This window comes from Streptomyces sp. NRRL S-340 (genome assembly GCF_000720185.1).
In the GTDB taxonomy this organism is placed as follows: Bacteria; Actinomycetota; Actinomycetes; order Streptomycetales; family Streptomycetaceae; genus Streptomyces.
Window position 1 is genome coordinate 63,761 of sequence record NZ_JOIY01000001.1, and the last position, 14,843, is coordinate 78,603.

Sequence of the window (14,843 nt, forward strand, 5' to 3'; positions counted from 1 at the left end):
GTTCTTCTGACGGTACCCCAGCATTGTGGCTCGAAGCCGCACGGAAGAGCCGGCGTTCCCGTCTGCATGCTCCAACGGCTCCGGGGCCGCAGGGGTTCCCGATCACGGTACGGGCTGCGCCCTTCCGGGTCAGCCGGGGCGGTCAGCCGCCGTAGACGTGGGGGGCGAGCGTACCGACGAACGGGAGGTTGCGGTACTTCTCGGCGTAGTCCAGGCCGTAGCCGACGACGAACTCGTTGGGGATGTCGAAGCCGACCCACTCCACGTCGATGGCCACCTTCGCGGCGTCGGGCTTGCGCAGAAGGGTGCACACCTTCAGGGAGGCCGGCTCGCGCGAACCGAGGTTCGACAGCAGCCACGAGAGGGTCAGACCGGAGTCGATGATGTCCTCGACGATCAGGACGTGCCTGCCCTTGATGTCGGTGTCCAGGTCCTTGAGGATCCGCACGACACCGGAGGACTGGGTGCCCGCGCCGTAGGACGACACGGCCATCCAGTCCATGGTGAGGGGGGTGGACAGCGCCCGGGCCAGGTCGGCCATGACCATGACCGCGCCCTTGAGCACACCGACGATCAGCAGGTCCTTGCCCGCGTACTCCGCGTCGATCTTCGCGGCCAGTTCGGCCAGCTTCGCGTCGATCTCTTCCTTGGTGATGAGCACCTGCTGGAGGTCGGCACCCATGTCTTTCGCGTCCACCCGCATCACTTTCGGTCGGTCGTCCCGCATTGACGGCTCACGGCTGCTCCGGTCCTCCCGGCGGGGGGTCCGGCCGCCGGGAGCCTCCCCGGCGGGGAGACCGGCGCCTCCCCCGGGGGGAAGGTTTCAGCCTTGCCGAATCACCAGTCTGCCACCCTGGCGCCGGGCGACGACTTTGCCCGGGAGGTTGATGGCCCCCTGACCGCGCCAGCCGGTGATCAGCCGGTCGACCTCCTCGATGTGGCGGGCGAACAGGGAACCGGCCGGGGCCCCGGCGTCGATGGCGGCGCGGCGCAGCACCCGGCGGCGTACGGCGGGGGGCAGGTCGTGCAGCTTGGCGCACTCCAGGCAGCCGGCGTCGTCGCGGGCGGTGGCCTCGGCCTGACCGGCCCAGACGTCCAGGGCGTCGGCGTCGTCGCGGGAGAGCTGGGCGGTGCGGGCCAGGGCCTCGACGACGCCCTTGCCGAGCGCCTTCTCCAGGGCGGGCAGGCCCTCGTGGCGCAGCCGGGAGCGGGTGTAGGCGGGGTCGGCGTTGTGCGGGTCGTCCCAGACGGGCAGCGACTGGACCATGCAGGCCTTGCGGGCGGTCTGCCGGTCGATGTGCAGGAAGGGCCGCCGGTAACGGCCGCCGGCCCCCGAGACCGCGGCCATGCCCGACAGGGAGCGGATGCCGGAGCCGCGGGCGAGGCCGAGCAGCACCGTCTCGGCCTGGTCGTCGCGGGTGTGGCCGAGCAGGACCGCGTGGGCCCCGTGGCGGTCGGCGGCGGCGTCCAGGGCGGCGTAGCGCGCGTCGCGGGCGGCGGCCTCGGGTCCGCCGTCGCGGCCCACGGTGACGGCGACGGCGTCGACGGGGTCGAGGCCCAGGTCGCGCAGCCGCTGGGCGACCTCGTCGGCGCGCAGGTCGGAGCCGGGCTGCAGGCCGTGGTCGACGGTGATGCCGCCGGCGCGGATGCCGAGCTTGGGCGCCTCGAAGGCGAGGGCGGAGGCGAGCGCCATGGAGTCCGCGCCGCCGGAGCAGGCCACGAGGACGAGCGGCGAGGGGCGTCCGGGGCCGGGCGGGGCGTCGTGCGCGGCGGCGCGCGGACCGCGGGCCGGCGTACGGCTCGGGGTCGGCACGCCGAGCGGGGGGCGCCCGGGCAGCTGCGCGGGCCGCGGGCCGGGGGCGGTGTGCCGCTCGGGGGCGCCGTACGCCGTCTGCGCGGCGTGCGCGGTCTGGAGTTCGGGGCGGGGCAGCCCGGCGGGGGGCGGCGCCGGGGTCTGCTCGTCGAGGATGTCGTTCAGGACGCGGCGTACCGCCAGGCGTATCGCCGCGACCGCAGGATGGGGACCCATGTCCGGTTCCCTTCACGGAAGTTTTCGGGGGTGAGCCCGAGATCGGTCACTCAGAGTGCGTCGATGGTGACAGAAACGGGCCGTTCCCCGAGCATTGCACGCCTACCCCTCGCTCACGGTCCCTCGGACGGGTGATTGGAGGGGCGTTCGCCTGCCGTCGGCCGGATCCGGTTCACCCCGTCCGCGCCGGGTTCACGATTCGGCCTTGCGGTGCACCCGTGCGACCCAGTCCGCCGGTTTGGCGATCTCCGCCTTGGTGGGCAGCGTGTTCGGGGAGGTCCACACACGGTTGAAGCCGTCCATGCCGACCTGGTCGACGACCGCTCGGACGAACCGCTCCCCGTCACGGTACTGGCGCAGCTTGGCGTCCAGGCCCAGCAGCTTGCGCAGCGCCGAGTCCAGCCGGGAGGCGCCCTTGGCGCGGCGCTGCTGGAACTTCTCGCGGATCTCCGCCACGGTCGGCACGACCTGGGGGCCCACACCGTCCATCACGTAGTCGGCGTGGCCCTCCAGGAGGGACATCACGGCGGTGAGCCGGCCGAGGATCTCCCGCTGGGCGGGGGTCTGCACCAGTTCGACGAGGGAGCGCCCGCCGTCGTCCTCCTCGCCCTCGGGCCGCCCGCCGACGAGCGACTGCGCGGCCTCGCGGATGCGTTCCAGGAAGGCCATGGGGTCGACGTCGGTCTCCGACAGGAAAGACTGGATTTCACCCTCGAGGTGGTCGCGCAGCCAGGGCACCGCCGTGAACTGCGTGCGGTGGGTCTCCTCGTGCAGGCACACCCACAGGCGGAAGTCGTGCGGCTGTACGTCGAGTTCGCGTTCGACGTGGACGATGTTCGGGGCGACGAGCAGCAGCCGTCCGCCGCCGTTCGCCCCCGCGGGCAGGTCGCGGGCGGCCGGGGCGAAGGTCTCGTACTGGCCGAGGACCCGGGAGGCGAGGAACGACAGCAGCATGCCGAGTTCCACGCCGGTGACCTTGCCGCCGACGGCGCCGAGCACCGCGTTGCCGGGGCCGGTGCCGCGCCGCTCCTGCATCTTGTCCAGCAGGGGCTTGAGCAGTTCCCGGAACCCCGCGACGTTCGCCCGGACCCAGCCCGGGCGGTCGACGACCAGCACGGGGGTGTCGTGGGTGTCCTCGGTGCCCAGGCGGGTGAAGGCCCGCACGTGCTCCTCGGAGACCTTGGCGTGCCGGCGCAGTTCGGCGACGACGGCGCGGGCGTCCTCGCGGCTCACCTCGGGGCCCGGCCGGACCAGCCGGGTCGCGGTCGCCACCGCGAGATTCCAGTCGACCATCCCGGGACTTGCGGCACCACCGATGCTCGTCATGTGTCAACGGTACGTGAGCGCCGCCGCTCGGGGCAGGGCGGCGGCGCGGGGCCCGCGATCCGGGTTCCCGCCGGACCGCGGCGGTCCCGGCCGGACGGCGCCGCGAACCCGGCTGGACGGCGCCGCGAACCCGGCCGGAGGGGCCGGGGCCGGGCACCGGCCCACCGGCGTCCCGGCCGCCCGGCGGCGCCTCCCGGGTTCCTGGCCTTCCAGGGCGCGTTTCGAAAGTCCCGCCTGCCCCGCGGCCCGCCCTTCGGGCGGACGGCGCCACTTTCGAAACACGCCCTAGCCGCAGCCGCAGGCCGCGAGGGCCGTCGCCGTGCGGTCCAGGGCCGACTGGGCCGCCTGCGGGTCGGTCGTGCCCTCGGTCAGGAAGGCGAAGGCCAGCAGGCGCCCGTCGCGGTCGACGGCGGTTCCCGCGAGCGTGTTCACACCGGTGAGCGTGCCCGTCTTGGCGCGGACGATCCCCGCGGCGCCGTCCCGGGCGTAGCGGTCGGCGAGGGTGCCGGTGAAACCGGCGACCGGCAGCCCGGTGAGGACCGGGCGGAGGCCGGGGCGGGCGGGATCGGCGGCCGTGCGCAGCAGGGCGGTCAGCAGGTTCGCGGTGAGCCGGTCGGTGCGGTCCAGGCCGCTGCCGTCGTGGAAGGCGGTGCCGGCCAGCGGCAGGCCGAGCCGCTTCAGCCGGGCGGCGACCGCCCGGGCGCCGCCGGCGAAGTCGGGCCGTTCACCGGTGGCCGCGGCGGTCTGCCGGGCCAGGGCCTCCGCGATGTCGTTGTCGCTGTTGGTGAGCATGCGTTCGACGACGTCGGACAGCGGCGGGGAGGACACGGTCGCGAGGGTCTGCGAGCGGCCGGTCGCCTTGGAGGGGCCGGGGGCGGTGGTCCGGACGCCGTGGTCCGCCAGGAAGCGGCCGAAGGCGCGGGCGGCGTCGGCGGCCGGGTCGGCGGCGCGCGGCGCGGGGCCGTGGTCCGAGCCGTCGGTGCGGGCCTCGTCGGCCGTCAGCGCGCTGACGGGGGCCAGGTTCTCGTTCACGCCGATGGGGTGCAGGCCGGAACCGGCGTACAGGGTGGTGTCGTAGGACAGCGTGACCCGGTGCAGGCCGCGCGCGGCCAGGGCGGTGGCCGTGGCGTCGGCGAGGGTGCGCAGGCTCGCCGCGCCGCGGGCGTCCTCGCGTGCGGTGAGCGTGGGGTCGCCGCCGCCGACCAGGACGAGTTCCCCGGTGTCGGGTTCCAGGGCGGCGCGGGTGGTGAAGCGGTGGTCGGGGCCGAGAGCGGACAGGGCGGCGACAGCGGTGGCGATCTTGGTGGTGGAGGCGGGGGTGAGACCGTCGCCGCCGTCCTTGCCGTAGATCTGGCGGCCGGTGGTGACGTCGACGACCACGGCGGAGCGGCGGGCGCCGAGGGCCGGATTCTCCAGGAGGGGGTCCAGGACGCCGGCCAGGGCCGGCGCGCCCGCGGCCGGTTCGACGGTGCCGTCCGTGCCGCCCAGGCCGACCAGCACGGGGGCGGCGCTGGGCGCGGGCCGGGGAGCGGACGCGGCGACTCCGCCGGACATATCGGAATCACGGCCGTGATCTGCGCCACCCGCACGCTCCAGGGCGGCGGCCCGATCCCGCTCGGCCGTACGCTGACCGGTGGAGTCCCAGGGACCGGCGGCAGTCACCACCCCGGCGGCCAGCGCCAGCCCGGCGGTGGCGGCGCCGGCGGTGTACTGCCACGTCCTCTGCCGCCCCGGCCGGTGCCCGGTGGCCTGCGTGAGCCGTGCGACCCACGGCCGTGCGGACCGCACGGCCCCTGTCAGGCGCGGCTGCGCGGACCGCGCGACCCGTGCCAGACGCGGCCGCGCGGACCGTTCCAGGCGTGCCAGCCGCTTCCTCGCGGCCTGCCAGCCCCTCAGCTCCGGCATGACCACCAGCCCCTTTCGCGATCACACACCTGCGTGAGGGACACTTAATCACCAGAACTATGTGCTGATCATGGAGGAGCCACCGGTGGAGTTCGACGTCACGATCGAGATCCCGAAGGGTTCGCGGAACAAGTACGAGGTGGACCACGAGACCGGTCGTATCCGCCTGGACCGTCGACTCTTCACTTCGACCAGCTACCCGGCCGACTACGGCTTCGTCGAGGACACCCTCGGCGAGGACGGCGACCCGCTGGACGCGCTGGTCATCCTGGACGAGCCGACCTTCCCCGGCTGTCTCATCAAGTGCCGGGCGATCGGCATGTTCCGGATGACGGACGAGGCCGGCGGCGACGACAAGCTGCTGTGCGTGCCGGCGTCCGACCCGCGTGTGGAGCACCTGCGTGACATCCACCACGTGTCGGAGTTCGACCGCCTGGAGATCCAGCACTTCTTCGAGGTCTACAAGGACCTGGAGCCGGGCAAGTCGGTCGAGGGCGCCAACTGGGTGGGCCGTGCGGACGCCGAGGCGGAGATCGAGCGCTCCCGCAAGCGCTTCGAGGAGCACGGCGGTCACTGACCGCGCGAAGCCCACGGGCCGCGTCCACCCCACCGGGTGTGACGCGGCCTTTGGCATGCGGGGGTGGGTACCCGCGCATACTGAGGCTTACGGAAGGTGTCGTTCAGGGAGCGTTGCCCAGTGACGGACGCGGAGGACCGCAAACCGCAGTCGGACGAGGCGAGGAGTGACTACACGTCGCGCGCCACCCCGCCCGCGGACTCGGCGGTGACGCAGGCGACGCAGGTGATTCCCGTGGTGTCTGTGACGCAGGTGGTTCCTGCGTCGCCGGTGACTCCCGTGACCTCCGGGACCGACAACGAGTCGTCGACGACGTCCGAGTTCGCCCTCCCGCGGGGGCTCGCGGTGCCCCGTACCGGCAGCGAGTCCGAGACGACGTCCGAGTTCGCCCTCCCGGACGGCCTGGAGGTGCCCGAGGCGGGCGCCTCGGAGTCCGGGGGATCGGCGTTCAGCCCGCCGAGCACCTACAACGCCCGCGAGGCGCCGTACGCGTTCACCCCGCCGGGCGGCACCCCTGCGGTCAGCCTGACCAAGGACGCCCCCTGGCAGGACCGGATGCGCACGATGCTGCGCATGTCGGTGACCGAGCGGCCGGCGCTGGAGTTCGTGCAGAAGACGGAGGAGGGCGGCCCGGCCGTCCCGCGCGTCCTCGACCTGACCCTCCGGATCGGCGAGCTGCTCCTCGCGGGCGGTGAGGGCGCCGAGGACGTGGAGACGGCGATGTTCGCCGTCTGCCGCTCCTACGGCCTGGACCGCTGCGAGCCGAACGTCACCTTCACGCTGCTGTCGATCTCCTACCAGCCGTCCCTGGTGGACGACCCGGTGACGGCCTCCCGCGTGGTGCGCCGCCGCGGTACGGACTACACGCGGCTCGCGGCCGTCTTCCAGCTCGTCGACGACCTCAGCGACCCGGAGACCCACGTCTCCCTCGAGGAGGCCTACCGGCGGCTGGCGGAGATCCGCCGCAACCGCCACCCCTACCCCGGCTGGGCCCTGACCGGGGCCGCGGGACTGCTCGCGGGCGCCGCCTCCGTGCTCGTCGGCGGTGGTCCGCTGGTGTTCGTGGTGGCCGCGCTCGGCGCGATGCTCGGCGACCGGCTGGCGTGGCTGTGCGCCGGACGCGGGCTGCCGGAGTTCTACCAGTTCACGGTCGCCGCGATGCCGCCGGCCGCGATCGGCGTCGCGCTCACCGTGGCGGACGTCGACGTGAAGGCGTCCGCGGTCATCACCGGTGGCCTGTTCGCCCTGCTGCCGGGGCGGGCGCTGGTGGCGGGGGTGCAGGACGGCCTGACCGGCTTCTACATCACGGCCTCCGCGCGCCTGCTGGAGGTCATGTACTTCTTCGTCGGCATCGTCACCGGTGTGCTGCTGATCCTGTACTTCGGTGTGAAGCTGGGCGCGCAGCTCAACCCGGACGCGGCGCTCGTGGGCAGCCAGCGGCCGGTGCTCCAGATCGCCGCCTCGATGCTGCTGTCGCTGACCTTCGCCGTGCTGCTCCAGCAGGAGCGGTCCACCGTGCTGTGGGTGACGCTCAACGGCGGGGTGGCCTGGGTCGTGTACGGCGCGATGCACAACGTCGGCGACATCTCGCCGGTGGCCTCCACAGCAGCGGCGGCGGGCCTGGTGGGGCTGTTCGGGCAGTTGCTCTCCCGCTACCGGTTCGCCTCCGCGCTGCCGTACACGACCGCGGCGATCGGGCCGCTGCTGCCGGGCTCGGCGACGTACTTCGGTCTGCTGTCGATCGCCCAGAACCACGTCGACAAGGGACTCGTGTCCCTGGCCAAGGCGGTGTCCCTCGCCATGGCCATCGCCATCGGGGTGAACCTGGGCTCCGAGATCTCCCGGCTGTTCCTGCGGATGCCGGGAGCGGGCAGCGCGGCGGGGCGCCGGGCGGCGAAGCGCACCAGGGGCTTCTGAACCGCCCGGTGCGCGTGCCGTCTCACGGGGCGCGGTAGTAGCCCTGGCCGTAGGGGTCCTGCTGCTGGTGCCGGTCGTAGTCCTCCTGCTGGTGGCCGTACGGCTGGTCCTCCTGCTGGTGGCCGTAAGGCTGCTGGTGGGGCTGCTGCTGGTGGGGCTGCTGGTGCTGCTGGTGCTGAGGCTGCTGCGGGTACTGGCCGTCGGCGTACTGGCCCTGGTCGTAGCCGTACGGCTGCTGCTGCGGCTGCTGCTGGTGGGGCTGCTGCGGCTGGCCGGGGTGCTGCTGGGGCTGGGGCTGGGACTGCTGAGGCCGCGTGCCCTGCTGGTGCGGCGGCTCGATGCGGCGCAGCTGGGTGGTCGCGTCGTCCATCACCGGCTGCTGGTACTGCTGGGGCTGCTGGTACGGCTGCGCGTACTGCTGCTGGTACCCGCCCGGGACGGCGTGCTCCGGCCCGGGCGCCGCGGGCGCGGGCTCCGGCTCCTTCTTGGCCTTGGCGCGGGCGCGCAGGAACTCGATGGCGATCGGGACGACCGAGACGAGGACGATCAGGATGAGGATCGCCTCGATGTTGCTCTTGACGAAATCGATCTTGCCGAGCCAGGAGCCGAGCAGCGTCACGCCCGCGCCCCACAGGACACCGCCGAGGACGTTGAAGGTCACGAACGAGCGGTACCGCATGCCGCTGACGCCGGCGATGATCGGCGTGAACGTCCGGACGACGGGCACGAAGCGGGCCAGGACCAGGGACTTCGGGCCGTACTTCTCGAAGAACTCGTGCGCCTTGACCACGTTCTCCTGTTTGAACAGGCGGGAGTCGGGGCGGTTGAACAGGGACGGGCCGACCTTCTTGCCGAACATGTAGCCCGCCTGGTCGCCGAGGACCGCCGCGAGGCAGATCAGGGCGATCGCCGCCCACAGCGGGAAGTCCAGCTGGTGCGAGGTGATCAGCAGGCCACAGGTGAACAGCAGCGAGTCACCCGGCAGGAAGAAGCCGATCAGCAGACCCGACTCGGCGAAGACGACGAGGAGCAGGCCCCAGATGCCGAAGGTGTCCAGCAGGTAGTTCGGATCCAGCCAGCTCGGGCCGAGGGCAATCGTCATCACGGTTCCGGGCTCCTGATGGGGTGAGGACGGTCGGCGGCGGGTCGGCCTCCGGGTACTGCCGCACAAAGTATCAACGGATCGTGTACGGCTCAGGTTCCACCGGGTTCCGAGGGATGCGCTGTGCACCGCCCCGGGCCGGGCCGGCCCCCATGCCGATGTGCCGCCGGTGCTGCTCGGCCAGGTCCGTCGCCGCCCGGCCGGCCGGCGGCTCCCCCGCGGCCACCAGGGCCGCGTACCGCTCGTCCCTCGCGTCCGCCCCGGCCTGGAAGCGATTCCAGTCGTCCTTGGAGGAGCGGGCGGCGCGGCGCTGCGGCTCGGCCTACGCCTCGGCCCCCCAGCGCTGCTCGGCCTCCTCCGCGTACCGCTTCAGGTCCTTGCCTCCGGACACCTCGAAGCGCTCCTCGGGGGTGAGGCTGGTTCCTGCGTGCCTCCCTGGCCTGCTCCACGGTCCTTCCTCACGTGGCGTGAGGTGCAAGCCGGTTTCCGTCCCGGTCGTTTTACGCGCGTTCACACCGGTACGCCGGATCAGTCCGCTTATCGTGTGCCGGTGGTCCAGGACACCGAGCAGCAGGCAGCCGCCGCACCGGCCGTACCGGCGGCCCCGGCCCGCGCGCTGCTCCCCCTGATCCTGCCCGCTCTCGTCACCGGCGTCGGCTGCAGCCTGCTCCTGCTGGTGGTGAGCGGGGCGGCGGAGCGGCTGCAGGGCGCGCTGTGGGGCGACCTGCCGGACGCGCTCGGGGCCGGCCGGTACTCCGTGGGATGGATGCTGGCCGTGCTGACCGCGACCGGGGTCCTGGTGGGGCTCGTGGTGTGGAAGGCGCCGGGCCACGCGGGTCCCGACCCGGCCACGCTCGGTCTGTCGGCCGCCCCCATGGCGCCGGCGGTACTGCCGGGGCTGCTGCTGGCGACCATGCTGATGCTGGCCGGCGGGCCCAGTCTGGGCCCGGAGAACCCGATCATCGCGGTCAACGTGGCCCTGGCGTTCTGGTTCGGCCGCAGGCTGCTGCCCCGGCTGCCGGGCGCGCTGTGGCCCGCGCTGGCGGAGGCGGCGACCATCGGGGCCCTGTTCGGGACGGCGGTGGCCGCAGCGCTGGTCGTCTCCGAGGCGCTGGCCGGGCGGCCGATGAAGGGGGCGCTGTGGGACAACCTCTTCGCGCCGCTGGCGGCGGGCGCCGCGGGCGCCATGACCACGACCCTCATCGCCCGCCCCGCCTTCGATCTCGGGCTGCCGCCGTTGGGACGCCCGCACGCGGGTGATGTGCTGGCCGCCCTGGTGATCTCCTCGGCGGGCGCGCTGCTCGGCCTCACCGCCGTGTACGCCTTCCCGTACGTCCACCGGGTCTTCGCCCGGCTCGGCCATCCGATGATCGCCCTGCCGGCCGGCGGCCTGGTCCTCGGTCTGCTGGGGGCGCTCGGCGGTCACCTCACCCTGTTCAAGGGGCTCTCGGAGGTCGCCGAGCTGGCCCGGCACCCCGAGGACCGGACGGCGGGGCAGTTCGCCGCGCTGGCCGTGGTGAAACTGGCGGCGCTGCTCGTGGCGGCGTCCTGCGGCTTCCGCGGCGGCCGGATCTTCCCGTCCGTCTTCATCGGCGCCGCACTCGGGCTGGCCGCCCACGCCCTGGTGCCCTCGGTGCCGCCCGCGCTCGCTGTGGCGGCGGCCGTCCTGGGCATGCTGATGGCCGTGACCCGGCAGGGCTGGGTGAGTCTGTTCACGGCCGCGGTCCTCGTCTCCTCCCCCTCCGTGCTGTCCCTGCTGTGCCTCGCCTCGCTGCCGGCCTGGCTGCTGGTGACCGGCAGGCCGCAGATGCAGCTGCGGGCGGACGGTACGGCGGCCCGCTGACCGCCGTACCCGCCCACGGGCGCCCTCGCCCGGCCGCCCGGGACCGGCCCGCCCGGTGACCTGCTCGGCGCGCGGAGACCCCGCTGCCCGCACTTGGTCAGCGGGCGTCTCCCCGGCGCGGCCGGTCCGTGGCGTACGGGTTCTCCTGGCCTTCCTCCAGCACGCCGGAGAAGGGCTCCCCCTCACCGGCGAAGGTGTACGCCCCGCCGCGGACACGGTCGATCAGCCCCCGCGTCCACTCGGCGCCGGCGTCGGCGGAGTGCACCCAGAAGTTCATGATCTCGCCGATGTGGCCGAGCAGGCCGGGGCCTCCCCCGGGCGTGTAGTACTCGGTGACCGACCTGCGCCACTCCTCGATGCCGCGCACCCGTTCCTCGAGGAGGGCGAGCGCTTCCTCCCGCTCCAGGTCGACCATGAAGCCGAGGGCGGCGGTCAGCACGTCGGGGCGCTGGTCGTAGGCGGTGAGGTACTCGCGCAGCAGCGAGAAGTACTCCTCGGTGCCCCTGGCGGTGATCTCGTACTCGACGCGCGGCGGGCCGCCCGCCGTGGACGGCGCGATCTCGTGCGCGTGCAGCATCCCCTGCTTGGCCATCTGCTTCAGGGCGTGGTAGATCGATCCCGGCTTGGCGTTGGACCACTCATGGGCGCCCCAGTACTCCAGGTCGTTGCGCACCTGGTAGCCGTGGGCCCGCCCGTGCTGGCGGACGGCGCCGAGCACGAGGAGACGGATCGCTGACATGCGGTCCAGGTTATTGCCGGGGCCCAGGCGGCCCTCGCGAGGGCCGCCTGCCGGGGCCGGGGCCGGACCCAGGTCAGGTCAGGTCAGGTCAGAACGGGAACCCGCTCCGGCCGTGCTGGACCGAGATCCACTTGACCGTGGTGAAGGCGTCCACCGTCGTCTCGCCGTTCAGGCGGCCGATGCCCGAGTGCTTCTCGCCGCCGAAGGGCACCAGGGGCTCGTCGTGCACGGTGCCGTCGTTCACGTGGAACATCCCGGTGTCGATGCGCTTGGCGAAGGCCACGCCCCGCTCGATGTCGCCCGTGTGGACGGCGCCGCTGAGGCCGTAAGGCGTGTCGTTGACGATCCGGACCGCCTCCTCCTCGCCGTCGAAGGGGATGAGGAAGGCGACCGGTCCGAAGACCTCCTGCCGCAGCAGGGCGGAACCGGCCGGGACGTCCGTCAGGACGGACGGGGCGACCAGGTTGTCGGTGGTGGTGCCGCGCACCAGCGCGGTGGCGCCCTCGGCGAGGGCCTGCTCGACGACACCGGAGACGGCGTTGGCCTGCGCGGAGTTGATCACCGGTCCGATGACGGTCTGCGGGTCGCGCGGGTCGCCGACCTTGAGCGACTTCACCTTGGCGACGAACTTCTCGGTGAACGCGCCGGCGATCGAGCGGTCAACCAGGACCCGGTTCGCGGCCATGCACACCTGGCCCTGGTGGACGTAGCGGCTGAAGACGGCCGCGTCGACCGCGTAGTCCAGATCGGCGTCGTCCAGGACCACGATCGCGCTGTTGCCGCCCAGTTCGAGGACCGTGCGCTTGAAGTGCGCGGCGCAGACGGTGGCCACGTGCCGGCCGACCTTGTCGGAGCCGGTGAAGGAGATCAGCTTGGGGACCGGGTGCTCGATGAAGGCGTCACCGATCTCGGCGATGTCCGTGACGACGACGTTGAGCAGGCCGCCGGGCAGGCCCGCGTCCTCGAAGATCTTCGCCACCAGGGTGCCGCCCGCGACCGGCGTGTTCTGGTGCGGCTTGAGCACCACGCCGTTGCCGAGCGCGAGCGCCGGGGCGACCGACTTGACCGACAGCAGGAAGGGGAAGTTGAAGGGGCTGATCACACCGACGACGCCGACCGGGACGCGGTAGACGCGGTTCTCCTTGCCGTCCGACGGCGAGGGCAGGATCCTGCCCTCCGGGGCCAGCGCCAGGTGGACCGACTCGCGCAGGAACTCCTTGACGAGATGCAGTTCGAAGGCGGCCTTGAGGTGCGTACCGCCCAGCTCGGCGGTGATCACCTCGGTGATCTCCTGCTCGCGTTCCTCGACCAGGCGCAGCGCCTTCTCGAAGACCGCGCGGCGCGCGTAGGGGTTGGTGGCGGCCCACTGCTTCTGGGCGCGCGCCGCCGCCCGGTACGCCTCGTCCACCTCGTCGGCCGTGGCTATGGTGATCGAGGCCAGCTTCTCGCCGTCGTACGGATTGAAGTCGATGATGTCCCAGGAACCGGTGCCCTGACGCCACTCGCCGTCGATGTACTGCCGGGCCAGGTCGGTGAAGTAGGACGACATGTGATCCCTCGAATCCCAGGCGCTCGCTGTCTGATCGAACGTCATCGTACGTGCGGGCGAGGGGCGTTGGGGGCGTATTGCTACTTCCCGGTACGGACCCGGGCGGGGCCCTGGACCGTGCCGGCGGCAGGGCCCAGGAGAGCCGGCGGAAGATGCTAGGAGAGCTGGAGCAGGCCCCGCAGGACGTCGCGGCTCTCGTCCGGCCCGGGGCTGTCGTGCTGGAGCTCCTTGAGCGCCCTCTCGTACTGGGTGACGTCCTCGCGCTTGTCCAGGTAGAGCGCGCTGGTCAGCTGCTCCACGTAGACGACGTCCGACAGGTCGGACTCGGGGAAGCTGAGGATGGTGAACGCCCCGGACTCGCCGGCGTGGCCGCCGAAGCTGAACGGCATGACCTGGAGCCGCACGTTGGGCCGCTCGGAGAACTCGATCAGGTGCTGCAACTGGCCCCGCATGACCTCGCGGTCGCCGTACGGGCGACGCAGGGCGGCCTCGTCGAGGACGATGTGCAGCTCCGGGGCGTTCTCGGAGACGAGGTACTTCTGCCGCTCCAGGCGCAGCGCCACCCGCCGCTCCACGTCCGCCTCGCTCGCGCCCTGCATGCCGCGCCGGACCACCGCGCGGGCGTACGCCTCGGTCTGCAGCAGCCCGTGCACGAACTGCACCTCGTAGACGCGGATGAGCGACGCGGCGCCCTCCAGGCCCACGTAGGTGGGGAACCAGTTGGGCAGCACGTCGGAGTAACTGTGCCACCAGCCCGCGACGTTGGCCTCCTTGGCGAGCGAGAGCAGCGAGGTGCGCTCCGCGTCGTCGGTGATGCCGTACAGCGTCAGCAGGTCTTCCACGTCACGCGTCTTGAAGCTCACCCGGCCCAGCTCCATGCGGCTGATCTTCGACTCCGAGGCGCGGATCGAGTACCCCGCGGCTTCCCGCGTGATCCCCCGTGCCTCTCGCAGTCTCCTCAGTTGCGAGCCGAGCAGCATGCGCCGCACCACCGATCCGGGCTCTCCCGCGCTCACCTTCGCCAGCCTCCCCAACCGTCCTCAAGGGCCGAAGTCTGCCACTAAAACACTTCGAGCAGTACTCGGGCGATTACGGAAACGGAAAGAGATCACAGAAAACGTGCAGCTTGAGGCAAGAAGGAGGCCGACGACGATCGAGAAGATGGCGGAAAAAATGACCAACAAGCGGTACGGGTAGGTCTAATTCGGTCGCGTGCACGTGCATCTGCCCTTGCATCTGCCCTGCGCATCCGAAACCATGGTCCCGCGCCACCGCTGCATCGCAACGACCAATGCATCGCAACGATCGCGATTTCCCGGGAGTGCCTCGCATGGGGACGAATGGATCGACCATGCTCCAGCCGTTACGGCAGGGCCTTCCGCCACTGGACCCCTCGGCCGTGTGCGACGCCGCCTCCTGCGCCCTGCCCGCCCGCTACGAAGCCGTCCGCGAGGCCCGGCAGTTCACCCGTACCACGCTCGACCAGTGGAACCTGGGCGACCGCTTCGACGATGTCTGCCTCGTGGTCTCGGAACTCGTCACCAACGCCCTGCGGCACGCGCTGCCGGAGGTGCCCGCCGCGTGCGGCCGCGAGCAGGGCTCCTCGGTGCGCCTGCACCTGATGCACTGGACCGAGCGGCTGGTGTGCGGCGTGCGCGACCCCAGCCAGGACAGTCCGGTCGCCCGCGACACCGGCGACTTCTCGGCCGAGTCGGGCCGCGGCCTGTTCCTCGTCGACTCCTTCAGCGACGGCTGGGGCTGGCACCCGCTGGCCGGCACGCTCGGCGGAAAGGTCGTCTGGGCGCTGTTCCGGCTGCGCGCCACCGACTGAACGAACGTTCGGCCGGACGGGGTGT

Annotated in this window: 12 protein-coding genes and 1 pseudogene; 4 read left to right on the forward strand and 9 right to left on the reverse strand. The window is 72.4% G+C overall.

The features are described 5' to 3' along the window. Positions 1-142 precede the first annotated feature (142 nt). The 4 genes from hpt to dacB all read right to left on the reverse strand — a co-directional run bounded on the left by hpt (position 143) and on the right by dacB (position 5,260). The gene (hpt, locus tag IG64_RS00280) at positions 143-703 is read right to left on the reverse strand and encodes a hypoxanthine phosphoribosyltransferase (RefSeq protein ID WP_037850917.1); all 561 of its coding nucleotides are present in this window, start codon (positions 701-703) and stop codon (positions 143-145) included. A 120-nt stretch (positions 704-823) separates the two neighbouring features. Further along, positions 824-2,029 (reverse strand): tRNA lysidine(34) synthetase TilS, encoded by a 1,206-nt coding sequence (tilS, locus tag IG64_RS00285; protein WP_037850505.1) that lies wholly within the window; start codon positions 2,027-2,029, stop codon positions 824-826. A gap of 192 nt (positions 2,030-2,221) precedes the next feature. After that, on the reverse strand, positions 2,222-3,355 hold the full coding sequence (locus tag IG64_RS00290; protein WP_107474109.1) for a zinc-dependent metalloprotease: 1,134 nt from the start codon (positions 3,353-3,355) through the stop codon (positions 2,222-2,224). A gap of 285 nt (positions 3,356-3,640) precedes the next feature. After that, positions 3,641-5,260, reverse strand: coding sequence for a D-alanyl-D-alanine carboxypeptidase/D-alanyl-D-alanine-endopeptidase (gene dacB, locus IG64_RS00295; protein WP_078883703.1), 1,620 nt, complete (start codon positions 5,258-5,260; stop codon positions 3,641-3,643). An 85-nt stretch (positions 5,261-5,345) separates the two neighbouring features. On the opposite strand from dacB, the gene IG64_RS00300 reads away from it, so the two are divergent. Next, positions 5,346-5,837, forward strand: a complete 492-nt coding sequence (locus tag IG64_RS00300) for an inorganic diphosphatase (protein ID WP_018568890.1) — start codon at positions 5,346-5,348, stop codon at positions 5,835-5,837. 120 nt (positions 5,838-5,957) lie between these two features. Then, positions 5,958-7,754: a threonine/serine ThrE exporter family protein gene (locus tag IG64_RS00305; protein WP_199811470.1), complete on the forward strand. Its 1,797-nt coding sequence runs from the start codon at positions 5,958-5,960 to the stop codon at positions 7,752-7,754. Between the two features lie 22 nt (positions 7,755-7,776). Here IG64_RS00305 and IG64_RS00310 read toward each other — a convergent pair whose 3' ends face one another. Continuing rightward, complete coding sequence (locus IG64_RS00310; RefSeq protein ID WP_420709861.1) at positions 7,777-8,856, reverse strand: DedA family protein; 1,080 nt, start codon at positions 8,854-8,856, stop codon at positions 7,777-7,779. 157 nt (positions 8,857-9,013) lie between these two features. Beyond that, a pseudogene (locus IG64_RS00315) lies at positions 9,014-9,289 on the reverse strand (TipAS antibiotic-recognition domain-containing protein); the annotation flags it as partial. 117 nt (positions 9,290-9,406) lie between these two features. On the opposite strand from IG64_RS00315, the gene IG64_RS00320 reads away from it, so the two are divergent. Beyond that, the gene (locus tag IG64_RS00320; RefSeq protein ID WP_037850921.1) at positions 9,407-10,699 is read left to right on the forward strand and encodes an ion channel protein; all 1,293 of its coding nucleotides are present in this window, start codon (positions 9,407-9,409) and stop codon (positions 10,697-10,699) included. 97 nt (positions 10,700-10,796) lie between these two features. Here the strand turns inward: IG64_RS00320 and IG64_RS00325 are convergent, their stop codons facing one another. The 3 genes from IG64_RS00325 to IG64_RS00335 all read right to left on the reverse strand — a co-directional run bounded on the left by IG64_RS00325 (position 10,797) and on the right by IG64_RS00335 (position 13,967). Continuing rightward, the gene (locus tag IG64_RS00325) at positions 10,797-11,438 is read right to left on the reverse strand and encodes a PadR family transcriptional regulator (RefSeq protein ID WP_037850516.1); all 642 of its coding nucleotides are present in this window, start codon (positions 11,436-11,438) and stop codon (positions 10,797-10,799) included. A gap of 88 nt (positions 11,439-11,526) precedes the next feature. Further along, positions 11,527-12,987 carry an aldehyde dehydrogenase family protein gene (locus tag IG64_RS00330; RefSeq protein ID WP_037850518.1) on the reverse strand — a complete coding sequence of 487 codons (1,461 nt, stop codon included), beginning with the start codon at positions 12,985-12,987 and terminating at the stop codon, positions 11,527-11,529. Between the two features lie 155 nt (positions 12,988-13,142). Continuing rightward, a complete protein-coding gene (locus tag IG64_RS00335; RefSeq protein ID WP_051812224.1) occupies positions 13,143-13,967 on the reverse strand; it encodes a helix-turn-helix domain-containing protein in 825 nt (274 codons plus the stop codon). A gap of 350 nt (positions 13,968-14,317) precedes the next feature. Here IG64_RS00335 and IG64_RS00340 point away from each other — a divergent pair, with 350 nt between their 5' ends. Continuing rightward, complete coding sequence (locus tag IG64_RS00340; protein ID WP_199811471.1) at positions 14,318-14,818, forward strand: ATP-binding protein; 501 nt, start codon at positions 14,318-14,320, stop codon at positions 14,816-14,818. The last annotated feature ends 25 nt before the right edge of the window (positions 14,819-14,843 follow it).